General features: G+C 38.5%; 29 protein-coding genes and 1 riboswitch. Of the genes, 20 read left to right on the forward strand and 9 right to left on the reverse strand.

Features of this window, described 5'->3' with window-relative positions; all coding sequences use genetic code 11:
• Position 1 precedes the first annotated feature (1 nt).
• Together ACQKTA_RS09255 and ACQKTA_RS09260 are read right to left on the reverse strand one after the other, a co-directional pair.
• Positions 2–1,162: a macrolide family glycosyltransferase gene (locus ACQKTA_RS09255; protein WP_427813539.1), complete on the reverse strand. Its 1,161-nt coding sequence runs from the start codon at positions 1,160–1,162 to the stop codon at positions 2–4.
• Positions 1,163–1,286: 124 nt separating this feature from the next.
• A complete protein-coding gene (locus ACQKTA_RS09260) occupies positions 1,287–1,829 on the reverse strand; it encodes a biotin transporter BioY (protein WP_407855865.1) in 543 nt (180 codons plus the stop codon).
• Positions 1,830–2,160: 331 nt separating this feature from the next.
• On the opposite strand from ACQKTA_RS09260, the gene ACQKTA_RS09265 reads away from it, so the two are divergent.
• Complete coding sequence (locus ACQKTA_RS09265; protein ID WP_427814536.1) at positions 2,161–2,868, forward strand: TVP38/TMEM64 family protein; 708 nt, start codon at positions 2,161–2,163, stop codon at positions 2,866–2,868.
• 26 nt (positions 2,869–2,894) lie between these two features.
• Here the strand turns inward: ACQKTA_RS09265 and ACQKTA_RS09270 are convergent, their stop codons facing one another.
• From ACQKTA_RS09270 to rpsD, 4 genes are all read right to left on the reverse strand, one after another.
• A complete protein-coding gene (locus tag ACQKTA_RS09270; RefSeq protein ID WP_427813540.1) occupies positions 2,895–3,098 on the reverse strand; it encodes a DUF975 family protein in 204 nt (67 codons plus the stop codon).
• A 21-nt stretch (positions 3,099–3,119) separates the two neighbouring features.
• Positions 3,120–3,656, reverse strand: coding sequence for a hypothetical protein (locus tag ACQKTA_RS09275; RefSeq protein ID WP_427813541.1), 537 nt, complete (start codon positions 3,654–3,656; stop codon positions 3,120–3,122).
• Positions 3,657–3,674: 18 nt separating this feature from the next.
• The gene (locus ACQKTA_RS09280) at positions 3,675–3,797 is read right to left on the reverse strand and encodes a zinc-ribbon domain-containing protein (protein ID WP_427813542.1); all 123 of its coding nucleotides are present in this window, start codon (positions 3,795–3,797) and stop codon (positions 3,675–3,677) included.
• A 151-nt stretch (positions 3,798–3,948) separates the two neighbouring features.
• Positions 3,949–4,560: a 30S ribosomal protein S4 gene (gene rpsD / locus ACQKTA_RS09285; RefSeq protein ID WP_332580206.1), complete on the reverse strand. Its 612-nt coding sequence runs from the start codon at positions 4,558–4,560 to the stop codon at positions 3,949–3,951.
• A gap of 425 nt (positions 4,561–4,985) precedes the next feature.
• Here rpsD and ACQKTA_RS09290 point away from each other — a divergent pair, with 425 nt between their 5' ends.
• The gene (locus tag ACQKTA_RS09290; RefSeq protein WP_332580205.1) at positions 4,986–5,765 is read left to right on the forward strand and encodes an HAD family hydrolase; all 780 of its coding nucleotides are present in this window, start codon (positions 4,986–4,988) and stop codon (positions 5,763–5,765) included.
• 152 nt (positions 5,766–5,917) lie between these two features.
• Here ACQKTA_RS09290 and brnQ read toward each other — a convergent pair whose 3' ends face one another.
• Positions 5,918–7,273, reverse strand: a complete 1,356-nt coding sequence (brnQ, locus tag ACQKTA_RS09295) for a branched-chain amino acid transport system II carrier protein (RefSeq protein ID WP_427814537.1) — start codon at positions 7,271–7,273, stop codon at positions 5,918–5,920.
• Between the two features lie 572 nt (positions 7,274–7,845).
• Between brnQ and ACQKTA_RS09300 the strand changes: the two genes are divergently transcribed.
• The 12 genes from ACQKTA_RS09300 (at position 7,846) to ACQKTA_RS09355 (ending at position 19,876) form a co-directional block, all read left to right on the forward strand.
• Positions 7,846–8,640 (forward strand): TIGR00282 family metallophosphoesterase, encoded by a 795-nt coding sequence (locus ACQKTA_RS09300; RefSeq protein ID WP_332580204.1) that lies wholly within the window; start codon positions 7,846–7,848, stop codon positions 8,638–8,640.
• A 9-nt stretch (positions 8,641–8,649) separates the two neighbouring features.
• Complete coding sequence (locus tag ACQKTA_RS09305) at positions 8,650–9,015, forward strand: YlbF family regulator (protein ID WP_332580203.1); 366 nt, start codon at positions 8,650–8,652, stop codon at positions 9,013–9,015.
• 35 nt (positions 9,016–9,050) lie between these two features.
• Positions 9,051–11,606, forward strand: a complete 2,556-nt coding sequence (gene mutS / locus ACQKTA_RS09310) for a DNA mismatch repair protein MutS (protein WP_427813543.1) — start codon at positions 9,051–9,053, stop codon at positions 11,604–11,606.
• 67 nt (positions 11,607–11,673) lie between these two features.
• Positions 11,674–13,674, forward strand: a complete 2,001-nt coding sequence (gene mutL, locus ACQKTA_RS09315; protein ID WP_427813544.1) for a DNA mismatch repair endonuclease MutL — start codon at positions 11,674–11,676, stop codon at positions 13,672–13,674.
• 21 nt (positions 13,675–13,695) lie between these two features.
• A complete protein-coding gene (locus ACQKTA_RS09320; RefSeq protein ID WP_332580200.1) occupies positions 13,696–14,250 on the forward strand; it encodes a Maf family protein in 555 nt (184 codons plus the stop codon).
• A 148-nt stretch (positions 14,251–14,398) separates the two neighbouring features.
• A complete protein-coding gene (gene msrB / locus ACQKTA_RS09325) occupies positions 14,399–14,830 on the forward strand; it encodes a peptide-methionine (R)-S-oxide reductase MsrB (RefSeq protein WP_407855869.1) in 432 nt (143 codons plus the stop codon).
• 126 nt (positions 14,831–14,956) lie between these two features.
• A complete protein-coding gene (locus ACQKTA_RS09330; RefSeq protein ID WP_427813545.1) occupies positions 14,957–15,385 on the forward strand; it encodes a CidA/LrgA family protein in 429 nt (142 codons plus the stop codon).
• Positions 15,366–16,064 (forward strand): LrgB family protein, encoded by a 699-nt coding sequence (locus ACQKTA_RS09335; RefSeq protein WP_427814538.1) that lies wholly within the window; start codon positions 15,366–15,368, stop codon positions 16,062–16,064. Before ACQKTA_RS09330 ends, ACQKTA_RS09335 begins: the two co-directional genes overlap by 20 nt.
• Before the next feature lie 52 nt (positions 16,065–16,116).
• Complete coding sequence (locus ACQKTA_RS09340) at positions 16,117–17,577, forward strand: helix-turn-helix domain-containing protein (RefSeq protein ID WP_427813546.1); 1,461 nt, start codon at positions 16,117–16,119, stop codon at positions 17,575–17,577.
• A 109-nt stretch (positions 17,578–17,686) separates the two neighbouring features.
• Positions 17,687–18,286 (forward strand): Holliday junction branch migration protein RuvA, encoded by a 600-nt coding sequence (gene ruvA, locus ACQKTA_RS09345; RefSeq protein WP_427814539.1) that lies wholly within the window; start codon positions 17,687–17,689, stop codon positions 18,284–18,286.
• A gap of 13 nt (positions 18,287–18,299) precedes the next feature.
• Entirely contained in the window at positions 18,300–19,301 is a 1,002-nt protein-coding gene (gene ruvB / locus ACQKTA_RS09350; protein WP_427813547.1) for a Holliday junction branch migration DNA helicase RuvB, read from the forward strand.
• Positions 19,302–19,312: 11 nt separating this feature from the next.
• Positions 19,313–19,876 carry a TetR/AcrR family transcriptional regulator gene (locus ACQKTA_RS09355; RefSeq protein WP_427813548.1) on the forward strand — a complete coding sequence of 188 codons (564 nt, stop codon included), beginning with the start codon at positions 19,313–19,315 and terminating at the stop codon, positions 19,874–19,876.
• Positions 19,877–19,884: 8 nt separating this feature from the next.
• On the opposite strand, the gene ACQKTA_RS09360 is transcribed toward ACQKTA_RS09355, so the two are convergent.
• Positions 19,885–20,862, reverse strand: a complete 978-nt coding sequence (locus tag ACQKTA_RS09360; protein WP_427813549.1) for a 2-hydroxyacid dehydrogenase family protein — start codon at positions 20,860–20,862, stop codon at positions 19,885–19,887.
• Positions 20,863–20,914: 52 nt separating this feature from the next.
• On the opposite strand from ACQKTA_RS09360, the gene ACQKTA_RS09365 reads away from it, so the two are divergent.
• From ACQKTA_RS09365 to thiT, 3 genes are all read left to right on the forward strand, one after another.
• A complete protein-coding gene (locus tag ACQKTA_RS09365) occupies positions 20,915–21,373 on the forward strand; it encodes a low molecular weight protein-tyrosine-phosphatase (RefSeq protein WP_407855872.1) in 459 nt (152 codons plus the stop codon).
• 64 nt (positions 21,374–21,437) lie between these two features.
• Complete coding sequence (locus ACQKTA_RS09370) at positions 21,438–21,800, forward strand: hypothetical protein (protein ID WP_332580190.1); 363 nt, start codon at positions 21,438–21,440, stop codon at positions 21,798–21,800.
• Between the two features lie 64 nt (positions 21,801–21,864).
• Positions 21,865–21,963: riboswitch (TPP riboswitch) on the forward strand.
• 49 nt (positions 21,964–22,012) lie between these two features.
• Entirely contained in the window at positions 22,013–22,597 is a 585-nt protein-coding gene (thiT, locus tag ACQKTA_RS09375) for an energy-coupled thiamine transporter ThiT (RefSeq protein ID WP_427813550.1), read from the forward strand.
• A gap of 33 nt (positions 22,598–22,630) precedes the next feature.
• Here the strand turns inward: thiT and ACQKTA_RS09380 are convergent, their stop codons facing one another.
• Positions 22,631–23,401 (reverse strand): hypothetical protein, encoded by a 771-nt coding sequence (locus ACQKTA_RS09380; RefSeq protein WP_332580188.1) that lies wholly within the window; start codon positions 23,399–23,401, stop codon positions 22,631–22,633.
• A 267-nt stretch (positions 23,402–23,668) separates the two neighbouring features.
• Here ACQKTA_RS09380 and ACQKTA_RS09385 point away from each other — a divergent pair, with 267 nt between their 5' ends.
• The 3 genes from ACQKTA_RS09385 (at position 23,669) to ACQKTA_RS09395 (ending at position 26,294) form a co-directional block, all read left to right on the forward strand.
• Positions 23,669–24,373 carry a class A sortase gene (locus ACQKTA_RS09385; protein WP_332580187.1) on the forward strand — a complete coding sequence of 235 codons (705 nt, stop codon included), beginning with the start codon at positions 23,669–23,671 and terminating at the stop codon, positions 24,371–24,373.
• 89 nt (positions 24,374–24,462) lie between these two features.
• On the forward strand, positions 24,463–26,079 hold the full coding sequence (locus ACQKTA_RS09390; protein WP_427813551.1) for a patatin-like phospholipase family protein: 1,617 nt from the start codon (positions 24,463–24,465) through the stop codon (positions 26,077–26,079).
• Positions 26,079–26,294: a YdbC family protein gene (locus tag ACQKTA_RS09395; protein ID WP_332580185.1), complete on the forward strand. Its 216-nt coding sequence runs from the start codon at positions 26,079–26,081 to the stop codon at positions 26,292–26,294. The genes ACQKTA_RS09390 and ACQKTA_RS09395 overlap by 1 nt, the downstream gene beginning before the upstream one ends.
• The last annotated feature ends 30 nt before the right edge of the window (positions 26,295–26,324 follow it).

Raw genomic sequence — 26,324 nt, forward strand, 5'->3', positions numbered from 1 at the left:
TTTATTCAGCTAAATATGTTTGGATCGCGTCGACAGCTTGTTTATATCCGCCAGCGGATTCAAAAGAAGTTTTGATTGTTTTTAAGTTTATCAAATAGTTAGGATCAATTTGAACTTCTTCAACTGCCGCCTGTAATTCAGCACTTCCGACTGTTTGATAGTCTAAACAAATCCCTGCATTCAATTCTGTCAGCCGTTTTGCGAGTGCTGGTTGGTCAGAACCCATTGGCAAAGAGACAAAAGGAACTTCATTTAAAATCAGGTCATTCATGCTGTTCAGCCCATTATGAGTGATTGCGACATCTGCATATTTCAGGACTTCGTTTTGCGGTACATAATCGCGAATAATAAAGTTTTCGGGAATAGTTAGTTCATCTAAACCGACTTTATGAGCAGCCATAACAACTAAATATTCAGAATGGCCGAAAGCGTTAAAAACTTTTTGATAAATTTCTTTGGCGAAATCACCAAAAATCGTTCCAAATGAAATGTATAAAACATTACTAGCCGATTTGATCTGCTCAATTGGAAAATCAGTTAAGTCTTCTAATCGATTGTAAACATCTGCTCCTACCAATACATACTTGTCATCAAAGAAATCGCGTTCTTCAGCAGGTAAAAAATAATCTGAAGTAAAGACGATATTTAAGTCTTCTTCATTCATGATCAAATCAAAAAAATGTTCAGGCATCGTTAGATTAAATTGCTGTTCAATTTTTTGGGCTTCTTGCAAATAGGCCTCATCTAAAGCGTTGAATTTACCTGCGATCTTCGTTTGATTGGGCTGCATGAATTTCTTCATCCCCATAAATACCGCCAGCATAGAAATTGCAGGTAACATCAAATAGTCGGCGATTTGTTTACTAAAGGGCATAGCGATGGAGTGAATAATGCAATCAAATGAGTCGTTTTCGATTTGATCCAAAATGTCTTGGATGATATCTGCTCCATGATCGATCAAAACGTTGAATCCATTTTTAAAAATATTCAGATCATAGTGGTATGGACGATATTCTGCACCAGCAGCTTCAATTTTTTCGCGAAATTCCTCACTCGAAAAATAAACGACTTCAATACCGCGACCGGTTAATTCATTGATTAATCCTAGAGAAGGATTTACGTGTCCATGAGTTGTTACATTTAGAAATAAAACTTTTGTCATTTGTCTCGCTTCTTTCATCTTCATTATTGTAAGGTAACCTTATTAATTGATATGATAAGGCACCCTGATTAAAAAGTCAAACAAAAATAAGAGTATGGTCACGATCGGCCATACTCTGGGGCAACTATCGATAAATATATTTTGTGAAAGTCAGTCTTTTGCCTAATAGAACGCCTAAATAGCCTGACGCAACTGCTTTGATGATCCCCGGTAAAATAAATGGAATCATTCCAGCAGAAAAAGCTGCTTGCCAAGGAAGACCACCGCTGACTTTTAGCCATAAAGAACCAAAGATCAAGGTGATAAAAGCGCCAATAAGATTAGCAGTGATCGACCAAAAATAATTAAACGCAGACTTTTCTAATAACCAACCGGTAAAATACGCTTGAAAAATAAAACCAATCAAAAAACCGCCTGTCGGGCCAAAAAAGTTAGCAAACCCGCCAGCACCACCAGCTAATACAGGAAGTCCGATCATTCCCATCAATAGATAGATCAAAACAGCCATAGTTCCTGTTTTTTTACCTAAGATGGTAACCGCAAAACCAACAGCAAAAGTTTGCAAGGTCAAGGGGATAGCTCCTAAAGGAATGGTAAATTGTGACAAAATACTGATGACGGCAGCAAAAACTCCAGCTAAGACAATTTCTCGACTTGATAATTTCAATAGACTCACTCTTTCGTTAACTATTTTTTATTTTAGGTTAACGTAATTATAAAACAAAGAGTATTAGAAGTAAAGTACTTTGACAGCTGCATGATTAATTAGTCTTTTTTGTCTTAAACTCTTTATTGTAAAACTGGAAAGCGTTTTATATACTTGGGTTAAGAGCTATTAGAGAAGGAGGAAAACTATTAAAGGTAAATTATCAGTTATGGAGTTTGAACAGTCTTAGGTTATCTAAGGCAGTATTTTTCTTAAAACGGGAGGGCTGTTTTAAGTATTTTATTCGTTTTGAGTGGCTATTTTTGAACTAGAAACTAAAACAAGGATGGAAATATCATTGAAAAATAAATCTTTAGCGAAGGTCGGACTAGTTGCGGTTATTGTATTATTGAGTATCAGTGCGTACTTTATTCCACCGATACGATTAAAAGTCACGCAAGTTCTAGCATTATTTAGTTCCATGAGTGTCGAAAATATTGCAGAGTATCTGCGTTCTTTTGGTGTTTGGGCAATCTTGATTTCTTTTTTATTGATGATGTTCCAATCGGTCATTGCTCCGCTACCAGCTTTTTTGATTACCTTTGCCAATGCTGCAGTTTTTGGCTGGTGGCAAGGGGCGTTACTTTCTTGGACGAGTGCCATGGCTGGTTCGTTGGTGTGTTTTTATATTGCACGGATCGCCGGTAGAGATTTGGTTGAACGTTTGAATAAAAATTTTTCATTGGAATCATTAGATAATTACTTTGATCGGTATGGGAAACATACGATTTTGATTTGCCGATTACTGCCTTTTATTTCATTTGATTTTGTTAGTTATGCCGCGGGGTTAACAGCGATCAAACCGATTCCTTTTTTGATCGCAACAGGAATCGGACAATTACCAGCGACGATCGTCTATTCATATGTGGGCAGTAATTTATCCGGAAATACGAAAACAGTTCTTTTTGGTTTGTTGAGTATGTTTGCTTTATTTATTGCCGTTTATATTTTTAAACAGCTTTATCAAAGTAGACAAATAAAAAAAAACGTCCGTCAGTAATAGAACTGACGGATGTTTTTTATTTGCTAGTTTTGCTTGATGTAATGTTCATAAAGAGTATCCAAAAATTGAATCTCTGTTACATTTCGATAAGGTAACACATAAAAATTGGTTACCTGAAAAATTGCTAAGATGGTCCAAAAGAAGAATGAAGCGCGTAAAATCAAAAATTCTAATTTATAGCCATGCATGATTTGTCGGCTAAGTAATATAGCATCCGATGCACTCAATGTTGAATCTTTTTCTAATAGTTAATTCGTCATGGCGTAAGAAGCTGCTTTTACGATTCCTGGGATAACCAATAGTAATGTCCAAAAGAATGTATAGATTGCAATTAAGACATTAGCTTTCAATACGCGATTTTTTTGTGCTTTGATGAAATAAGCAAAAATTTTGAGACCATCTGCTTGATTGCCCCGCAATGTATGGATCGCACACCATTGGAAGGTGGCAGTAGCTAAAGAAGCAATCAAAAACATTGCTACGATCGCCAATAGCATAATCAAGAACCAGAAGAAATGAGCAAATGGAGAATAGCTATAGCCATAATTATAATACTCATAAGATGAGTAAGCAGGTCCAAAGATACTTGCGAACCAATAGCTAGTTCCTTGGCTGATATACTTAATAAATGCGATCCGAAAAATAAGGTTAACGACCCATTGAGCAATGAGCCATAAAAAAATCGTTTTAAACCATTCGCCATAACGGCCAGATAATTTTTCTTGAGCAACTTTTTTTATTTCTGCACGGGTGATATTTGATCCAGCTGTTGGTTCCAACTCCAATTCAAAAGAATCATCCGTTTAAAATTGACTTGTATCAGTTGTTTCATGATTTCGTGTTTCTTGTTCCAAATCACACCTACATGCTGGACAAAATTTGGCCCCAGCCCTTAATTCTGTCCCACAATTTGGACAATAATTCATATTTTTCACTCTTTTCCTTCGATAGATAGCTTTAGTATCTCATTTTCAGAAAATAATTACCATCATTATCAAAGGATTTTTAACGAGTCAACACTAAAACAAAAAACACCCAAGTCCTTGATAACAAGGACTTGAGTGTTTGTAAGAAGTCTTACATTAATTTGTTGTAGAATTCAACGACTAGAGATTCGTCGATTTCTGGGTTGAATTCATCACGTTCTGGTAAACGAGATAAAGAACCTTCTAATTTGTCAGCGTCAAAGCTTACGAAAGCAGGACGACCAACAGCAGATTCAACAGCTTCTTTAACTGTGATCATGTTTTTAGATTTTTCGCGGATACCAATTACTTGGCCAACTTCTACTTCGTAAGAAGCGATATCAACACGTTTGCCATCGACAGTTACGTGACCATGGTTAACTAATTGACGAGCTTGACGACGAGTTGAAGCTAAACCTAAACGGTAAACAACGTTATCTAAACGACGTTCTAGTAAGATCATGAAGTTAACACCGTGTTTACCTTCTTTGATTTTGCTAGCGCGTACGAATAAGTTACGGAATTGACGTTCGTTTAATCCGTAGATAAAACGTAATTTTTGTTTTTCTGACATTTGCAAGCCGTATTCTGATTTTTTACCACGGCTGTTTGGTCCATGTTGACCTGGAGCGTATGGACGACGTGCTAATTCTTTCCCTGTTCCTGATAATGAGATACCAAGACGACGAGATTGTTTCCATGATGGTCCTGTATAACGTGACATTAAAAATTCCTCCAATAAATTGTATTTGGAGTAAAATAATCCGTTTGAAAAATTCATATCCGTGTAGTTCGTTCTTCAATCTTCGCCTTCGCAGCCGCGGTTACGCAATTGAACCAATATTGGCAACGAACTGGGGACGGGCTATTACTCTTCTGCTGCATTATTTTACACAGATGTCAGTATAACGGACAAAGGGAAGGTAAGTCAAGTTAAGCTATTGCAATTCTTAAATAAATATGATAAATGATCCATATATAGGTAATGCGGTACTTTCTACTTAAAAAAAATGATAGAATAAAAGAAAATAAAGCAAATTTTGCAAATTCCTTGAAACTGATCTATATTCCTAAAGGAAGAAAACGTTATTGCACGTTTTTGCTTATTCAATTCGTACCAACAAATACATATAAATGGAGAGATAAATTTTGGAAAGAAAATTGATCGCACTAGATATTGATGGCACCTTGTTGAGCAGTCAGAGAAAACCTTTGGATAGTACAATCAAAGCTTTAAAAGCGTTACGTGAAGCAGGACATTTAGTGATCATCGCGACTGGACGCTCACGTTTATTGGCGGGCGAAGTGATTCATCAATTAGGCTGTACGAATTATATCATTTGTAATGGTTCAGCTGCGTTTCTCGATCATGAACAAGTTTATAAACATACGCTTGACCGTGAAGCGTTGACGCGAATGATTGCTTTTGCAGGTGAACGAAAAATAGACGTCATGCTCTTTGGTTTAGATTCATTCGCACGTGTGACTGATTATAATGGCGGAAAAGTCAATGAAGCTATGGCTTCATTTGGCCAAGCGGCTCCAGATTATCAAAAAGATTATTTTGGTCAACATGAAGTGTATCAAGCATGTGTCTATTATGATAAGTCGATGGATCAAGAATTTGAAGCAGCCTTTCCAGAATTTCGAATCGTGCGTTGGCATGAGAATAGTGTTGATATCATCCCAGATCCAGGCTCAAAAGCCCAAACTATTTTAGCTTTAGCAAAAAAAGTCGGTATCAAACCTGAAAACATCATTACTTTTGGAGATGGAAACAACGATATCGAGATGTTAAATCTTGCGGGAACTGGCGTAGCAATGGGAAATGCCGCAGACCATGTTAAAGATGCTGCCAATATTGTGACTGACACTAATGATCAAGACGGGATTTATAAAGCCTTACGTCAATTAGAATTAGTCCATTAAAAAATGATTGAGATAAACACTAATAAGGCTCAAGTAATTGCAGTAAGAGTACAGATGTTTATTCGCAAAAAGAAGCTAGACCAAAGTATTTTCTACTTTTGGTTCAGCTTCTTTTTCTATTTAAATAGAAATAACTAGTCTAATGATGTTAGCTATTTTGTATCTAAAGCTAATCTAGGAGTCATTTTTACATATAAGAAACTCAAACAAAATCCGACGAATGTTGGGACGACCCAGCCTAAGCCAAGCGAAGCAAAAGGTAGGTAGTGGTGATAGAAAGTCAATAAAGCATTAACGATCGGTTGTGTAGCCACAACTTGTGGTGCATTGGCCAACATGTCCAAAACAGCAGGAACCAGAGTAAAGGCGATTGTCATTTGGTAAACGAATGGATTTTTATCAAAATATTTTGCAGTTAATGATAGTAAGATCAAGGCTAATGACAAAGGATATAGCAGCATCAAGACGGGTAATGACCATTGGATGATCCGATCAAGTCCAGCATTAGCAACTACAAATGAAACGAAGGTCGTTAAACGCAACCAATTTTTATAGCTGACACGTGGAAACAATTTATGGAAATCTTGAGCGAAGGATACAACTAAGCCCATGTCTGTTGTAAATACGCCTAATGTTACTAATACTCCAAGAAAAACAGAACCAAAGTCAGATAAATAATAATGAACGATTTGGGCTAAGGCCGTTCCGCCATTATCTGAAAGTTGGAAGTGATTTAAACTCATTGCTCCCACTAGTACTAAACCAAAATAGATAACGACTTCTAACAAAACACTGAAAAGACCAGCTTGAGCAGTGATTTTAGCTTCATTTTTTTGAAAACCCATAGCTTTGACGGCATGAACGACAGTGACGCTAAAAGCTAATAATGCAACAGCATCAACAGTGTTATACCCTTGCAAAACACCATTAGTTAAAGGATGGTGTGCGTAATCTGTAGTAGCTGCATGATTTAGATTACCCATGGGATGGAAAAAAGAAATTAAGAAAACGACGGCTAATAAGACTAAGAAGATCGTGTTCAAATATTTTCCTACATAGGTCATCAATTTATTTTGGTGTAAAGTTAAAAAGTATGCGAGTGCAAAGAAAGCGGCAGTAAATAAAAACATTCCTAGACTCCAATATTTTTCAGCTAAAAATGGTTTAAAACCAATTTCAAAAGCAGTTGCGGCTGTTCTCGGAGTCCCAAAAAATGGTCCGATCGTCAAATGAACTAAGATCAAAAAGACGGCCGCATATTTTTTCCCGACGGGACGAGCAAGATCATAAAGCCCATCACTTTTAGTAACGACGACGGCTAAGATAGCTAAAAATGGAAATAGCGCACCCGAGATGGCAAAGCCTAAAGCAGCAACAAACCAATGATTGCCGGCTAGTTGCCCTAGATGGACAGGAAAGATCAAATTACCTGAGCCAAAAAACATACCAAAGATCAAAGAACTTAAAACGAATAATTGCTTCCAAGAGATTTTTTTTGTAGATTCCATCATAATTGTTTCCCCCTAATAGTTATGGTGATTTTTTCACCTTATAGGGTCATATAATTAATCTACAAAGGCTGATTAATCATACGACCTGCAGTGTATATTGAATAAGATCCGAATGTCGCAAATATCAGTATCCATAAAAATCCCCCCTTTAAATAAAAAAAGAACCCTTTTTCCAATTGATTGGAAAAAGGGTTCTTGAATGAACGGTGCCACCTTTTGTTTTACTTGTTCACAGACGATGAAAGCGATCTGCTAGCCCGATAATGGAGGCCGCCACAATGTTCTACTTATCGACATTGACTCAGGAATGATGTTCAAAATAGTTGGGATTGCTGCTTCTCACCATTGACAGCTCTCTGAGAATTCATACCTATTTTTACTGTTTCCGTCTACGTTTTAACTATTTATTGTTTATTATCATAGCAAAAAATTAATAAATTGCAATAATTTTCTTCAATTTTTTTAAGAATTAAATTTAAACTTTTTTTGGACTTGCGACGCAATCTTTTATTTTTAAGCAAAAACAACTATAATAAAGCCAGACGTTTAACTAGAGAAGGGGAAAAAAAGTGCGCTTACTATTTATTGGGGATGTTGTGGGTTCATTAGGCCGACAAATGTTGACAGATTATTTGCCGCGATTAAAACAAAAGTATCATCCGCAGGTTACGATCGTTAATGGAGAGAACGCGGCGGCAGGCCGTGGAATCACTGAAAAAATTTATAAAAAATTTCTACAAGACGGTGTGGATGTCGTCACGATGGGAAACCACACCTGGGATAATAAAGCGATTTTTGATTTTATTCCGGATGCCAAAAAAATGATCCGTCCAGCCAATTTTCCGGCCGGTACACCTGGACAGGGCATTGTTTATGTAAAAGTAAATGCGATCGAATTAGCGGTGATCAATTTACAAGCCCGTTCATTCATGGTCGATTTAGATGATCCATTTCGTGTGGGCGATCAATTGATCGCCGAAGCTCAAAAACGAACACCTTATATTTTTGTCGATTTTCATGGAGAAACGACTAGTGAGAAGCAAGCAATGGGTTGGTTTGCTGATGGCCGCGTATCGGCAGTTGTCGGAACGCATACCCATGTCCAAACCAATGACGCACGGATTTTACCCAAAGGAACAGCCTATCTGACAGATGTTGGTATGACAGGGCCTTATGATGGGATTTTAGGAATGAAGAGAGGTCCGATCATTGAAAAATTCTTAACGGCTTTGCCACATCGCTTTGAAGTGATTGATGAAGGTCGTGGAATCTTGTCTGCTTGTGTGATTGATTTAGACAAAGACGGTCACGCGAAGAAAATCGAAACGATTGTGATCAATGATGATCGACCATTTAGAGAATAGGAGTATCAAATGAATTTAGCAAATGAAGCCGCCGTTGAAGCGGCTTTAACACATTTAACGGCATTATTAAGCGAAAATGAAGCGATCGTTCGCTATCAGCAGCTTCAAAAACGTGTCGATGAAAACGATACTTTAAAGGAATTAGAAGAAGGAATCAAAACAGCGCAAAAAGCGGCCGTTCAGTTTGCTCATTATGACAAACCAGAAGCAGAAAAAGCGGCGTTGAAAGAAGCTGATCGTTTGACCCAAGAATTGAATCAACACCCACTAGTAACTGCCTATCGAGAACAGCTGATTGAAGCCAATGATTTATTACAATATTTGACTACCATGATTCAAAAGGAAGTCAATGAAGCATTGGAAAATGATGCTTGATCCGTTATACCCATTAAGAATTAGGAGGAGCACGAATGCCTCAAAAAACTAAAAACACGCCAATGATGGAACAATACTTGGCGATCAAAGAACAATATAAAGATGCCTTTTTATTTTATCGTTTAGGCGATTTTTATGAACTATTCAACGAAGATGCGATCAAAGTTTCACAATTATTGGAGCTGACTTTGACGAGTCGAAATCGTAATGCAGATGATCCAATCCCTATGTGTGGTGTACCGCATCATTCTGCTCAAGGGTACATCGATACTTTAGTAGAACAAGGCTATAAAGTAGCAATCTGCGAACAAATGGAAGACCCGAAACAAGCTAAGGGAATGGTCAAACGTGAAGTTGTCCAATTGATCACGCCGGGCACCTTGATGGAAGGTAAAGGGATTGAAGCGAAAGCCAATAATTTTTTAACTGCTGTTGTGTATGACAATAATAAATTTGGGTTTGCTTATGTCGATCTATCAACAGGTGAATTAAAGACCGCCTTATTACAAGATGAAGAAGCGGTCATGAATGAAGCGACCGCTTTACAAACAAAAGAAATTGTCTTGGGCAGTGAGATTCCTGAAAACTTACAAAAAAATCTAGCCGAACGCTTAGGTCTAGTATTCTCAACGCAAGAAACAATTGAAGATAATGCAGAGTTCAGTTTTTTAACAGCAGACATCAAAGAAGCACTAGAAAAAGAAGCGACTGGGAAACTGTTGACGTATTTATCTGTGACACAAAAACGTAGTCTAGGTCATATCCAAAAAGCAGAGGAATATCAAACCGAACATTTCTTGAAATTGGATTATTTTTCTAAGACTAATCTAGAATTGACACGATCCATTCGAACAGGTAAAAAACAAGGGACATTGCTGTGGCTGCTGGATGAAACTAAGACGGCGATGGGTGGACGTTTATTAAAACAATGGATCGATCGTCCATTGATCCAAAAACGGCAAATTCATGCTCGCCAAGCGATGGTGGCATCATTATTGAATGCTTATTTTGAACGCATGGATCTAAACGAATCATTGACTAAAGTCTATGATTTAGAACGTTTAGCTGGGCGGGTGGCGTTTGGAAGTGTTAATGGACGTGATTTGATCCAGTTAAAAACATCTCTGATCCAAGTTCCGCAAATCCGGCAATTACTAATGGGGATCAACCAAGGAGAATGGAACGATTTATTGGTCGATATGGAACCAATGGATGATTTAGTATTGTTGATCGAAAAAGCAATCAATGAGGATGCACCATTACAGATCACCGAAGGAAATGTCATCAAAGATGGCTATGATGAGCAACTCGATCAATACCGCGAAGCGATGCGAAATGGGAAAACTTGGTTAGCTGAATTAGAAGCACGGGAACGTGAAGCGACGGGGATCAAAACATTGAAAATTGGCTATAACCGTGTTTTTGGGTATTACATCGAAATCACAAAATCCAATCTTGCACATCTCGAAGAAGGAAAATATGAGCGCAAACAAACGCTAGCAAATGCTGAACGGTTTATTACTCCCGAGTTAAAAAAATTAGAGACATTGATTCTAGAAGCTGAAGAAAAATCAGTTGCTCTAGAGTATGACTTGTTCTTAGGTGTACGTAATCAAGTGAAAAAAGCAATTACTCGTTTACAAAAACTAGCTAAAAGTTTAAGTGCAACTGACGTCTTGCAAAGCTTTGCAACCGTCAGCGAACGGTATCAGTATGTGCGTCCAACGATGGAAAGCGGAATACATAATCTTCAGATCACAGAAGGCCGTCACCCGGTAGTCGAGAAGGTTTTGGGTCATCAAGAATATATTCCGAATAGTGTCCATATGAATCCAGAAGAGATGCTATTACTGATCACTGGTCCTAATATGTCAGGTAAAAGTACGTATATGCGTCAATTGGCGTTGACGGTCATCATGGCTCAAATGGGTTGTTTTGTTCCAGCTGAAAGTGCAGAACTGCCAATTTTTGATCAAATATTTACGCGAATCGGAGCTAGCGATGATTTGATTGCGGGGCAGTCGACCTTTATGGTGGAAATGATGGAAGCAAATCAAGCCTTGCGTCATGCGACACCGAATAGCTTGATTTTATTTGATGAGCTCGGACGCGGAACGGCTACCTATGATGGGATGGCTTTGGCTCAAGCAATCATCGAATATATCCATAAACATGTTAAAGCAAAAACATTGTTCTCAACGCATTACCATGAACTGACTGTGCTGGAAGAAAATTTACCGCAGTTAAAAAATGTTCACGTCGGTGCTGTGGAACAAAATGGCGAAGTGGTCTTTTTACACAAGTTGATGGATGGTCCGGCAGATAAAAGTTACGGGATCCATGTGGCTAAAATCGCTGGGATGCCGACCGAATTATTGTCTCGAGCCGCAACGATCTTAGCTGCTTTAGAAGCAGATGCACCAGTGCAAAAAAATGTAGAGGTTTCAGAAGATACCGAACAATTATCATTGTTCAATGAAGTATCGACAGCCGAACTAGGTGTCGTTGATCGATTGAAAAAAGCCAATCTTTTAGAAATGAATCCTATGGAAGCTTTAAACTTCTTATACGAGTTACAAAAGCAAATCTAATTTTTGCTCTTCGCCTAGTTTAAATCAGCGAAGAGCAATTGATTTATTCATAGAAAGGAGCAGTTTGATGGGGAAAATCCAAGAATTATCTGAACGTTTAGCTAATCAGATCGCTGCGGGTGAGGTCGTAGAGCGGCCTGCCTCCGTCGTGAAAGAATTGGTGGAAAATGCGATCGATGCGAAAGCGACCCAAATCGATATTTTGATTGAAGAAGCGGGTCTTAAAAAAATCCAGATCGTCGATAACGGTGAGGGAATCAGTCAAGAAGATGTAACCAACGCCTTTAAGCGCCATGCGACGAGCAAAATCCATAATCGTGATGATCTATTTCGTATTCGAACACTGGGCTTTCGCGGAGAAGCTTTGCCATCGATTGCTTCTGTTTCAGAACTGACTTTAGAAACAGCTACCGCTGATGAATCTCAAGGGTCGTATCTTTTCTTAAAAGGTGGGAAAATCGAAGAGCAACGAGCAACGGCTTTACGGACAGGAACGAAGATCACCGTTGAAAATTTATTCTTTAATACGCCTGCGCGCTTAAAATATGTCAAATCACTGCAAACAGAATTATCCAACATTGGTGATATCGTCAATCGGATGGCTTTAAGTCATCCGAAAATCGCTTTTCGTTTAGTACATGATGGGCACAAGATGATGACTACGAGCGGCAGTGGGGAATTGAAGCAAACGGTTGCTGGTATTTATGGTGTGGCGACTGCTAAGAAAATGCTCAAAGTTGAAGCAACTGATTTAGACTTTGAACTGCAAGGCTATGTATCTTTACCAGAAGTCACACGAGCAAGCCGCAACTATTTGTCCGTGATCATCAATGGTCGTTATATCAAAAACTATGCGTTGAATAAAGCCATCATCCAAGGGTATCAATCAAAACTGATGGTGGGCCGTTTTCCAATCGCAGTCTTAGAAATCACGATGGACCCGTTGTTAGTCGATGTGAATGTCCATCCAACAAAACAAGAGGTGCGATTATCTAAAGAAAAAGAATTGATGGACTTGATCAGTCGAGCAATCGCAGAAAGCCTGCGTCAAATCAATTTGATTCCTGATGTGGGTGAAAATCCTAGTTTTAAGCGTAAAGTTGAAAAGATTCACACGGAACAATTGGATTTGCCCTTAGAAGAGCAGCCGAAGAAAAAAAGTGACCTAAACTATGACCCGAAGACTGGTATTTTTTATGTAGAACCAAAGGCTGTAGAAAAAGCATCTTTTGAAGCAGAAATTCCGCTAAAAGAAGAATCACCGATCACGGAATTGAATGTTCCTTTACCAACAGAACCAGAAAGAGCAACCCTTATCGAAGAAAAGTCAGCCGAGTTATCAGAAGAAATAGCTGAAGAACCAGTGATCGATGAAAGTAGTTCAAGTGATCATCCGGAATTTGATTTGAGTACGCAATCAGGCGAAAAAATCGTTGAGCAAGCAATCAATAAATTAGAAAACGAACAACCACAAGCCCGTTTTCCAATGTTAGAATATTTTGGTCAAATGCATGGAACCTATTTATTCGCTCAAAGTAAAGAAGGCCTACACATTATCGATCAGCACGCCGCTCAGGAACGAATCAAGTACGAATATTTTCGTGAAAAAATTGGTGATGTTTCAGATGATCTACAAGAATTATTGGTGCCGTTTGTACTAGACTATCCCAATAACGATGCTATAAAGTTAAGGGAACAAACAGAATTGTTGCAAGAGGTCGGAATTTATTTAGAAGAATTCGGTCCGAATAGTTTTATTGTTCGGGCCCATCCTACATGGTATCCAGCAGGGCAAGAAGAAAGTATCATTCGTGAGATGATCGATATGTTATTGATCACGGGCTCAGTCAGTGTGAAAAAATTTCGTGAAGCAACGGCGATCATGATGAGCTGTAAACGTTCGATCAAGGCGAATCATCATTTGAATGAAGCACAAGCACGGGTGCTGTTGACGGATTTGGCAACGTGTGAAAATCCATTTAATTGTCCGCATGGGCGGCCAGTATTGATCCACTTTAGTAATAGCGATATGGAACACATGTTTAAACGAATTCAAGATCCGCATTAGGATAATTAAAGGAGTAAAGTGATGGCAGTTATTTTAGCTTCACAGTCACCAAGAAGAAAAGAATTGCTGAGTTGGCTGGTTTCAGATTTTTCAGTTCAGCCTGCAGATATCGATGAAGAAGTAAAAGATCGATACGCACCGAAAGAATATGTGATGGAAATGGCTCGCCAAAAAGCAGCAGTGATTGCAAAGAAACATCCCGAAGACTTAGTGATTGCGAGTGATACGATCGTTGTATGGCATGATCAGATATTAGGAAAACCCAAAAGTCGTGAAGAAGCTTTCAACATGTTGAGTGGGATGAGCGGTGAGACTCACTTGGTCTATACTTCTGTTGTGATCCGCAGAGCGGATCAAATCGTCGAGCAATTGACCTTTGCAAAAGTAACTTTTTATCATTTAAGTAAAGCAGAAATTAATCATTACTTAGACAGTGAAGATTATAAAGATAAAGCAGGTGCTTATGGCATTCAAAATGGTGCAGGTGTTTTTGTAGAAAAAATCGAAGGTGATTACTACAGTATCGTAGGCTTTCCGGTTGGAACAGTTAATCAAATGTTAAAAAAATTCAATTAACAACGAACAGCTTCGGCTGTTCGTTTTTTTTAGTTCAACTGCTATTGAATGAAGGGAAAATTAATCAATTATTTGAGCAGATTCTTCGTGTCTTTTTTTTGAGGAGCGTATGCTTAATGTGTATAAAATTTGATTGAAAGCAGGGGTCATGATGGAAAAAGAAGAATTAAAGCAAAAACTTTCACCGATGGAATATGCTGTAACGCAAGAGAATGCTACGGAACGTCCTTTTTCTGGAAAATATGATGATTTTTATCAAAAAGGGATCTATGTAGATATCGTTAGTGGTGAGCCATTGTTCTCCTCTAATGATAAATATGATGCTGGTTGCGGTTGGCCGGCTTTTAGTCGCCCGATTCAAAAACGTGGTGTCGCTGAAAAGGCTGATTTTTCACACGGGATGCATCGCGTTGAGGTTCGCAGCAAAGAAGCCGACTCGCATCTGGGACATGTTTTTAATGACGGACCGCAAGACCAAGGCGGATTACGCTATTGTATCAATTCAGCAGCATTGAAATTTGTTCCCTTTGATGAGATGGATGATCAAGGTTACGGAGAATATAAAACGATCGTTAAGTAAGCTGTGTCAAAGTGTCGACACAGCTTTTTTTCAGAAAATGTATGAAACAATGACAAATTTTGGTGTAGATAGCTCTTTTTTTTCGCTATACTAAAACCATCATACATTTAGAGAAGGCGATTTTTTATGAAAATATTTAAGGAGTTAAGTTTATTATTACTTTATTCTGTTGTCGGTGAAGGATTACGGCTGTTTTTAGGTCTGCCAGTACCGGGGAGTATTATTGGAATTCTTTTATTATTTCTTTCTTTCCAAACAAAGTTGTTGAAACCTTCTGATATTGAAGAGACAGCCAACTTTTTATTAAATAATTTAACGATTTTATTTGTGCCTGCGGGTGTTGGCTTGATGCAATACTATGGTGCGATCAAATATACTTGGCCGATCTTACTTGGAGCGGTTGTGTTATGTTCGTTGGTTTCTTTAGTCGCTGTTGGGAAAACTGCAGAATTGGTTGAAAAATTCAGTATCAAGAGCCATGAAGAAAAAGAAGTCTTGTTAGAAACAGTTGAAAAGATTCGAGGTGAAGTCGATGATTTCAGCGCTGGCGAGTAATCCGCTTTTCGGTCTAGCATTAACATTAGTGATCTATGCATTGATGACGAAATTATTAAGTAAAGTAAATATCCCCTTTATCAATCCACTGATTGCCAGTGTCATTTTGATTATCATTTTATTGAAGGTCAGCGGCATCAGTTATAAAGCATACAACGTGGGGGGCAATATCTTCACGATGATGATCACCCCAGCAACGGTAGCGTTAGCCTTACCGCTTTATCAAAACTTTGATAAATTGAAAAAATATTTTTTACCAGTGATCTTAGGAACTTTAGTCGGTGTCGTATTAAATTGTTTATTGAGTGTCGGCATCGGTCGTTTGTTCTCTTTAAAAGAAGGAATCGTGGTTTCGTTATTGCCTAAATCTGTAACGACCGCTATCTCAGTCGATCTTTCTAGTCAAATGGGCGGTATCTCACCAGTAACTTTGGCAATCGTCATTTCGACGGGTATTTTTGGCGCATTAGTCGGAACAAAAGTTTTTCAATTGTTCAGAATCGAAAGCCCAGTTGCTCAAGGAATCGCATTAGGAAGTACCTCTCATGCGATTGGAACAGGTCGAGCAATTGAAATCGGCGAACTGGAAGGGATTCTATCTGGTTTATGTATTTGTGTAAATGGTTTAGTGACGGTTGCTTTGTTGCCGACATTATTTCACTTATTTGAAAGTATTTAATATCAACTCCTAGTACTCTTTTGTTAAAATGAAGTACGAAGGAGTTTTTTTTATGTATATAAACGCACGTGAATTACAACATTACGAAAAAGATATTTATTTAGGTGTTCGTTTAATGGAAGTAATGGATGATGGTGAGATGTATAAACGCAGTGAATTAGCTGAAGCATTAAATTTAGATAGTCGTAGTGTCCAACGCTTGTTGGAGGAGCTCGATAAAAGTTATCAGCGTTTTACAGAAACGGATCTACCATTAGTTGTAAAAAATAATAACACTTATCGTTTGGTCATTGCTGGACAAGTCATGGAAGAAAATCAATTTTTAGTGGATTTGATCCGTCATTCATTGACTTATCGTTTGCTGCATTTGCTGATTACTGGGACAGCACGGACGATCAAAGAATTAAGTGAGCAATTGTATCGCAGTGAATCTACGATCCGGCGAAAGTTGAAGGATTTAGCCAATGAATTAGCTCCGCTTGATTTAACGATTGAAAGAGGAAGCGTCTTTTTTGCGGCAGAAGAATCCGTTGTTAGGATGTATCTATCTGTTTATTATTGGCGGATTTTTCGGGGCAAAGATTGGCCATTTGCGCCGTTACAACATGACTTGGTCAAAAACATCAGTCGTAGGATCCAGCAATTTTTTCAAGTGGCTTTGAATCCTTTGAAGGAGCAACGATTGGAGTATTTGGTCGCCGCGCATCTTTTAAGAGAAGTCCAAAATCATGAGTTGGAAAAAAATGAACAGGTCCAACGAACATTGATCAATGATCCGTTGTTTAAGGATTTTTCTAGGCAGTTACTACCAGTATTACCAAGTTATTTCCATGAACAAGACTCAGTCGGAAATTTATTTTTGAACCTTTTGACACGCGAAGAATACTATCATGTTCCGCTGATGACAAAAAAAATCCAGTATCTGTTAGCAAAAGAACCTTTTTCGGTCATGGATGAAGTCTCTGCAATGGCGCTGCTTTTGGAAAAGAAAATCAATAACGAAGCTACTTGGGAAAAATTACAAAGCTTACAAGCCGAAAATTATTTGATCAGCGGCCATTTATACCATCGGCTTTTTCCGATGATTCGTTTTAACATCAATGGCAAAGCTTTTTGGACGATGATCACGCAACAACAACCAAAATTAGTGACTTTTGTAAGTGAAATTTTAGCAGATCAAGGTGGAAGTGAATCAATTTTATTCGGTCGCTACTTATCAGTATTACGACGGTTGTCTGAATTGACTGTTCGCCCAGTTGTCCGGATTTTTTTACAGACAGATCTGCCTGAATTTGAAGAAACAATCTTACGGGAAGATGTGCATCAATTTTTAGCCAATGATTACCAAGTTGTTTTTGAAGAAAATCCCACAGAAAGCGACCTCTGTTTAACTACGAGTTTATCGTATCAAGATGAAGAAGTGCCCACGTTAATGATCGCACAGGAATTGCGAATGTCGGATTATCTAGCGTTGATCCAGTTATTGCAAGGATTCGGCGGTAAGAGTTTTTAACCGCCGGCTTTTGTGCTAAAATAATGAGAACATATGTGCTTGTGCACTTGGTTTTATTTACATAAGCTAGAAAAAGATGATACAAGTTTATCGTAAGAAAGGAACAGCTATGTACGAATATATTACAGGTCGTTTGACATATATCAGTCCAAGTTATGTTGTTTTGGATGTGAATGGGATCGGCTATCAAATCGCGTTAGGAAATCCTTATCGTTACAGTAGTAAAATGGAGCAGTCAGTCACGATCTATGTGCAGCAGATCGTCCGAGAAGATGCCCATTTATTGTATGGTTTTGAATCACTTGCAGAAAAAGAATTATTTTTACGTCTGCTTTCAGTTTCAGGTATCGGACCTAAAAGTGGTTTAGCTATTATGGCTAACGAGGATCATCAAGGTTTGATCCAAGCAATCGAAGCGGGAGACGTGACTTATTTGACGAAATTCCCGGGCGTGGGCAAGAAGACTGCTCAACAAATGGTCTTAGACTTAAAAGGCAAGTTGACTGAATTGATGGACGATCCAATGTCCTTGTTTTATGAAGGCCCTGACAGCAATGACAGAGCGTTATCAGAAGCAATGGAAGCCTTGCAAGCATTAGGCTATAGCCCAAAAGAAATCAAAAAAGTCGAAAAAACCTTGTCGAAAGAATCGTTGGAAAATACCGACGATTATTTACGAGCTGCGTTAAAATTAATGATGAAAAAGTAGGAGGATTCGATAGATGGATGAAGAACGTTTGCTTTCGCCTGATGCGGATGACAGCGATAAAAGTTTAGAGAAATCATTACGTCCTCGCTATTTGGCACAATATATTGGACAAGACAAAGTAAAACAAGAACTGTCGATTTATATCGAAGCTGCTAAAAATCGGGAAGAAGCGTTAGATCATGTGCTGCTTTATGGGCCGCCGGGTCTTGGTAAAACAACGATGGCAATGGTGATTGCGAATGAAATGGATGTCCAAATCCGTTCAACTAGCGGTCCAGCAATCGAACGTCCGGGTGATTTAGTCGCCATTTTAAATGAATTGGAACCTGGCGATGTTTTATTTATCGATGAGATTCATCGCTTGCCACGAGTTGCCGAAGAGACCTTGTATTCAGCGATGGAAGATTATTATGTCGATATTATGGTGGGACAAGGTCCGACAGCACATCCAGTTCACTTTCCATTACCGCCGTTTACTTTAGTAGGGGCAACGACTCGAGCAGGAATGCTATCAGCACCTTTGCGTGATCGTTTTGGAATTATTTCGCATATGGAATATTATGAAGAAGACGATTTACGAGAAATCGTTTTACGTTCGGCAGATATTTTTCAAACAGAAATTGTCGAGGAAGGTGCGATTGAAGTTGCCCGTCGTTCACGTGGTACACCGCGAATCGCCAATCGTTTGTTGAAACGGATTCGTGACTTTGCACAAGTCCAATCAGATGGAGTGATCGATCGAGTAATCGCTGACCAAGCCTTAGGATTATTACAAGTCGATGAAGCGGGTTTAGATTATGTCGATCAAAAATTATTAAAAACAATGATCGAACTGTATCATGGTGGACCGATCGGTTTGAGTACATTGGCGGTCAATATCGGAGAGGAACGCGAGACGGTCGAAGATATGTATGAGCCGTATCTGATCCAAAAAGGGTTTATCAAACGGACACCGCGAGGGCGAGTGGCAACACCGTTAGCCTATGAACATTTTAATTATCCATATCAATCATAGAGGGTGAAACAATGGCGGAAGGAAAGACGACCAAAAATACTTTGGTTCAAGCATTAGTCGAGCTATGCCAAGAAAAAAATTATGATAAGATCACTGTTCAAGATATCAGTCAGAAGGTCCGCTTGAACCGCCAAACATTTTATTACCACTTCAAAGACAAAAATGATCTGCTCCACTATGCGTATTATCAAAAAGGGCTGGATTATTTAACTTCAGACGAATTGAAATTAGTGAATTGGGAAGAGTCTGTCTTATTGATGTTAAAAGAAATGCAAGAATACCATCAGTTTTATCTGAATACTGTAACCGCAGAACCTGAAGTATTGACTAAAGAATTTATCGAATTAGCAAAGCAATTATTTGTTCGCTTGTTTGATGATGTCGATCAAGAAGGAGCATTGTCTTCAATCGATAAAGAATTCTATGCGCGCTTCTTAGCTTATGGTTGCGGTGGTATTTTGATCGATTGGTTGTTGGCAGATGCCGAGCAACCGCCGATCACGATTGCAGCTCAATTGTTTCGTTTTGCTAAAGATATCGAATTTTTTGCTTATCGCTTATATGAAAAAGACTAACACGAGAGTTAAAACTCTTGTGTTAGCCCATTAACGATATAACTGATTGGTTTTTGTTCACTGAAAGCAATCGCATTTTTAGCAACGATCGCCGCCATTTGATTTCGCGCTTCTACGCTAGCATTACCGATATGCGGTGTTAAAATCACATTGTCTAAGTCTTGGAGCCCAGTGCTGACAGCTGGTTCAAACTCATACACATCCAAAGCAGCGCCAGCGATTTTTTTGTCTTTCAATGCTTGAAGCAAATCGATCTCATCGATAAGTGGCCCGCGAGCCGCATTGATCAATAAAGCGGTATCTTTCATCGTCTCAAATGTTTTAGTAGTTAATAAGTGTCGCGTTTTTTCAGTCAGCGGTGCATGCAAAGTCAGAACATCGGCTTGTTGGATCACCTCTGTTTGAGAACAATAAGTGGCATTTAATTGCTCTTCGGTTGTTTGATCTAATTGATGCCGCTGTGTATAAATAATCTTCATACCAAATGCTTGCATCATCTTAGCAACAGTCTGACCAATCTGGCCCATTCCAATAATTCCCAAAGTCTTGTCTTTCAATTCATGACCTAAAAAGAATAAGGGTGCCCAGCCATCAAAGCCATCACCGTGCATCAGCCGATCTCCTTCAACGATGCGACGAGATAAAGCAATGATCAGTCCTGCGGTTAATTCGGCAGTCGCATGAGTGGAGACAATCGGTGTGTTAGTGACGTAGATTTGTTTTTCTTTTGCATAAGCCGCGTCGATATTGTTGAAGCCAGCACCAAAGTTGGCAATCAATTTTAAATTTGGTGCTGCATCGATGACTTCTTGATCGACTTGAGTCGATAACGGACAAATCAAGATTTCGCAATCGACGATCTCTTTGATCAACTCGGCTTTTGAAATCAAGCCTTGTCCGTTAAAGACGGAAAAATCTAATTTTTTATCCTCTAATAAGGCAGTACCCAACTCAGGAAGCTGAGCGGAAAGATAAATTTTACTCATTGATATCCCTCATTTCATTTCGTTAAATTGACTATAGCACAGGAGGCAGAACATGAAAAAGATTCTATTTGTTTGTATGGGAAATATTTGCCGTTCACCAATGGCAGAAGCGATCTTTCGTGATGCGTTAGCTGAGAAACAATTAACTGATTTTAAAGTGGATTCAGCTGCTACGAGCCAATGGGAAATCGGGAATCCGCCACATCGCGGAACGAAAAAAATATTGAAACAACACCATATTTCATCGGAAGGCATGCAAGCTCGCCAAGTAACGACAGAAGACTTTTATGCAGCTGATTTTATTATCGGGATGGATCAAGAAAATGTTTCTGATTTAATCCAAAGAGCTCCAGAAGAAACGAAGAAAAAAATCTATTTGTATCTTGATCGGGTTCCTGGATATGAAGGAAAAAGTATTCCCGATCCGTGGTACACGGGAGATTTTAAAGAGACATATGACTTAATCGAAAAAGGATTACCAAATTGGTTAAATTTTTTTGAAAATGATTAGAATTCTTGTCTTTTTTTAGAAATTTAAGTAAAATCAAACTACGCTCTTGATAGGAGGAAACTGGATGACTAAAAACGAGAAACCCAGAAAGAATTTAATCAAGTTATTTTCAAATTCATCGTATCGCTTCATCTCGGATTTTTTGAATGATTCTGGTGACAAACGTGCTCAAGAGCAAGCAAATGAGAATATTTTTCTTAAACTAAAGATGGCTGCTCTACAAAATAGTTTAGTCGTTATTCAAGTTCAAGATGAAAAAAATGAAGATAAATTTCGGACTATTTCTGGTTGGTTGCCAAAAGTCGTCAATAATGATTCGATCGTTATACGAACACAAGATAACCAATTAGTCATGCTGACGATCGATCGGATCAAAAAGGTGACGACCTTATCACCAAGTGGTGATCAAGAAAGCATTTCACGATAAATTTAATACATTTACGAGTATGAAAACTTTTGGTATACTCGGAATGTACTAAAAAAAGAATAATACTTTCACAAAGGGGAGCCCACGGGCTGAGATTGAGTTTACTCTAAACCCTAGTACCTGTTTCGGTTATTCGAGCGTAGGAATTGTGATGAAGTAATACTGTTACTTCTCCTTTGTGGACTGTATGTTCAAAAAGGAGGAGTTTTTTTATGAGTAAAACAAGAATCATGATCGAAGGAACGATCGTTGCAGCATTAGCATTTATGCTGTCACTGATCCCAACATCGATCGGCAGCAGCTTCACTATTTCTTTAGGAATGATCCCCATGGTGTTGTTTGCATTAAGACGGGGAGTAAAACCCGGGTTGCTATCTGCATTTATTTGGGGGATTTTACACTTTCCTGCCGGCGATGTATATTTTTTAAGTGTGGTCCAAGTGTTGATTGAATATCCGATTGCCTTTACATTTGCGGGCTTTGCAGGTCTACATGCCAAAAAAGTTCAACAAGCATTGGTCGATCAAGATATCAAAACAGCTCGAAAGAATATTATCTATGGAACATTTGCTGGAACTGGCGCTCGTTTTTTCTGGCATTTTATCGCTGGAGTAGTTTTTTGGGGTAGTTATGCTTTGTGGGGAATGAATCCATGGATCTTTTCATTAGTGATGAATGGACTTAGTGGTTTAGCAACTGCTGTAGTGACAGCTATCGTTGCTGTAGTGATCGTTGAAAAAGTGCCGCAATTGTATTTGCCCAAAGGAAGTAACTTAATCGAAAAACATAGTCATTAGAAAAAAGCAGTTGCTCTTTTAGCAACTGCTTTTTTAGCGAAAAGAAAAGGCAGGATCATCGTGATCCACATCTAATGACCAACGTTGTTTTGCTGTATCGTAAGTGATTTCTCCCACTTGCTGTTCTTTTTTATAATTTTGAGTATTACGGCGCCATCCTTTTTCATCTGAAAGATAAATCGGGATGTGATACATTCTATTTTTCAGTTCCGTTTGAGTCAAACAAAACAGAGCACCTTCTTGTAAAATTGGATATAATTCTTTTAAAATTTCACCGTCTAAGGGGGCTACTGAAGAGCCCTTTCGGAAAAATGAACGGCGGTCATTGATCTTTTCTAAAACGATTCGTGTCAATTTTCGCGCGAGTATCCGATAAAATTCATCTAAATAGCGATAGTAGACCCGCATTGTCTCATTACCTAAATTAAAATAAACAAAATTATTTTGTAGTTTATAAAAGAAAGGTGAATGGAGATGCGTTCGCATATGCCCAAAATAAAGAAGTTCAGATATTTCTAATGGAGTCAGTTCCTTCAGCATTGCGGGATCATTAAAATCAATCCACTTGTTGCTCTTAGAATAATTAAAAGTTTTTGTGTTAAAAAAATTGTGAATCTGTTCTGGACTATCGATGATTTTCAGTCCTGTATGCGGATCGTATTCGCCTGCTTCAGCCACAGGATCTAATAATAACAAATGATTCGGCTGATGGACGATCCCGTTCACAAAATCGTTGGGTGATAGGCCTTTTGATAGTACAGCATTACTTGTAGAATCAATATAAGCAAATATTGTATCTGGCACTCATCCTCACCCTTTCTCATTCTTGTCACAATTATTTTAACTCAATAATAAAAAAAAAGCTCGTATCTTTTATTTTAAAATTAGATTACAATTCCCTTAAAAACCGCAACATTCAGGTACATTTTTAGCATTTATAATCATTTTAATAAATAACAGTTCGTTAATCTTATTATTTCTTTTTTTTAATTTTTCTTTAGTAACTGAAAGTAGATTCACTACTAAATATAGAATATGATATGATAGTGGCGAAACTGTGGGGGGCTCATAATGAAGAAGAAACGCAATTGGTTGATCAATATTTTTCTATTTTTATTATTGTTAGTAGGTCTAGCGCTGATTTTCAATAACCAGATCAAATACTTTTTGATGCAACATAATGGTGAACGTTATGCGGTAGCAAAATTGGATCGCACGGAGATCGACAAAAATATGAAAAAAGAGGCTTCGTTTGATTTTGATGCTGTGCAGCCGGCTAGTACCGAGGCAGTCTTACAAGCGCAATTAAGTAATAAACAATTACCAGTGATTGGTGGGATCGCTATTCCGGCGGTTGAAATCAATTTGCCGATTTTTAAAGGGTTGTCGAATGAATCCTTACTTTATGGTGCAGGGACATTAGCGGCTGATCAAAAAATGGGTGAAGGAAATTATGCTTTAGCGAGTCATCGAGCGGATCGTCCGGGTCTTTTATTTACACCGTTAGATGGTATCAAAGAAAATGATTTGATTTATTTAACCGATCTGAATAATATCTATACGTATAAAACGACTCTTAAAGTTCGGGTTCAGCCTACCGAGGTCAAATATCTCGATGTTGATCCAGACAAGAAGCAAGTTACTTTGATTACTTGTGGGGAGATCGAAGGAATCACCCGGATCATCGTTCAAGGAGAGTTGATCGCCGTCACACCAGTCAACAATGCGACAGATACGATGAAAAATGCTTTCCAAATGGAACAACGAACGTATTAATTCCTACTCCAAGGCTTGCCTTGGAGTTTTTTACTGTCTTAAATTTCTGCTATACTAAAAGCAGACAATTATACAAGGAGCAAGTAGCGATGCTGAAAAAAACATATGTGTCAGAACTATCTACTACATGGAAAGAGTTTCAACAGGCGCACTTACTTTTCCCGTTCTTTTCTTCTCACCAACAAGCACGAACACATTATGTGGCGGCGGCTAAAAATGGTCGAGGGTATCGAGTTATCGATGGAACGAATCAGCTGTGGTTCGTTAAAAATGAAAAAGCGGACGGATGGCAGATCATCAATTTGTTGAGTTCTTCTGATAGCAGTTGGGAGCGAGTGATCGATTTACTAGAAAAAGCCGCACGTCAACAATTCAAGCAGTGGCTTGCTTTAAGTTTTGAAGCTAATCCTGTTTTGGCTCATTGGCTAGTTTCTAAAGGTTATCGATGGATTGAAGGCCAGTGGCAAAAAAAAATGGTTTATCACACGGGGTTAGTTTTAGGGGGCGGAGGTGCTAGAGGTGCCTACCAAATCGGTGTTTGGCAAGCATTACTGGAAAAAAAGATTCAATTTGAGTTGATCACTGGGACCTCTGTCGGAGGCTTGAACGGCGCTCTGATTGCTCAAGGTGACTATCAGCAAGCAGTATCATTATGGGAAGAAATTGAAACCGATAAAATATTAGAAGTGACTTTTAATGAGGTAGAGGAAATTGATTTTTCAGCTCAGGTACAACAATTACGGACATTTTTGCGAACGTCGTTGAAACAACGCGGTGTGTCATCAAAACCGCTTAAACACTTATTGAGTGAACATTTAGCGCCACAAAAAATAAAAAGCGGCATCCCTTTTTATAGTGTGACAACCAAAATACCTACTTTCCAAGAGGTAGTCGTTTGTTTGAATCACTGTTCTTCCGGAGAAATCATCGATTGGTTGATGGCATCAGCCGCTTTTTTCCCAGTGATGGCTATGGCTAAAATCGGAACGGAATACTATGTTGATGGTGGTTATCGTAATAATCTGCCAGTCGATGTGGCATTGAACCATCAAAATTTAACTGAATTGATCATTGTAGATGTTCATGGCCCTGGTTATGATAAAAAATATCACTTGCCAGAAAATGTAGCAGAATTAAAATTGGCCAGCTCTTGGAGTCTAGGTGATTTATTTTTATTTCAGCAGTCCCGCTCGGCAAAAAACCGATTACTAGGCTATTTAGAAACAAAAAAAGCTTTAGGTGATCTGCAAGGCACACGTTATTCCTTTGATGCTCAAGCAGATTTTGAGTCATTGACTAAAGCCTTTATTCGATATAGTCAAAAAAAAATACCCCTTGAACTAGAAGAATTAAGTCTTAAATTACAAAAATTTTTCCATCAGTCTTTTCCTATCGAATTGATGAGTCAATTTTTCTTAGAATTTTTTGCCTATTGGACCCGAGTCTCACCGTTGAAGAGCTATACTTTAGCTGAATTTATTCAAAACGTCATCCAGCAATTTAAATTGCCGGAACCGATCGTTACAACCGATTATTCTGTACAGGAACAAATAGAAGGTTTTATTGAAAATAATAATGTATTCTCAGTGTATCGACATGTCGTACAACTAGCGCAGCAACCGAGAGACTTTCCGAGAACGTATCGTCGGTGGCCGATCCAAACGTTGTTGGCACTATTTATCAATTATTTACAGGAGGAAATCTAATGGCAGATTTTAATTATGAAATCGTAGAAGAGATCGCAGTATTATCAGAAAATCCGAAAGGCTGGCGTAAAGAATTGAATTTGGTCAGCTGGAATGAACGTCCGCCAAAATTCGATTTGCGTGATTGGGCACCGGGACATGAAAAAATGGGTAAAGGTGTTACCTTGAGCAATGAAGAGTTTGCCGCATTAAAAGAAGCTTTAGCAAAAATGTAAAGCCTTGATTCTTATTATCGAGAAAGGAAA

The sequence above is a fragment of the Enterococcus sp. 22-H-5-01 genome (assembly GCF_050310005.1).
GTDB classification, from domain to species: Bacteria; Bacillota; Bacilli; order Lactobacillales; family Enterococcaceae; genus Enterococcus_A; species Enterococcus_A hailinensis.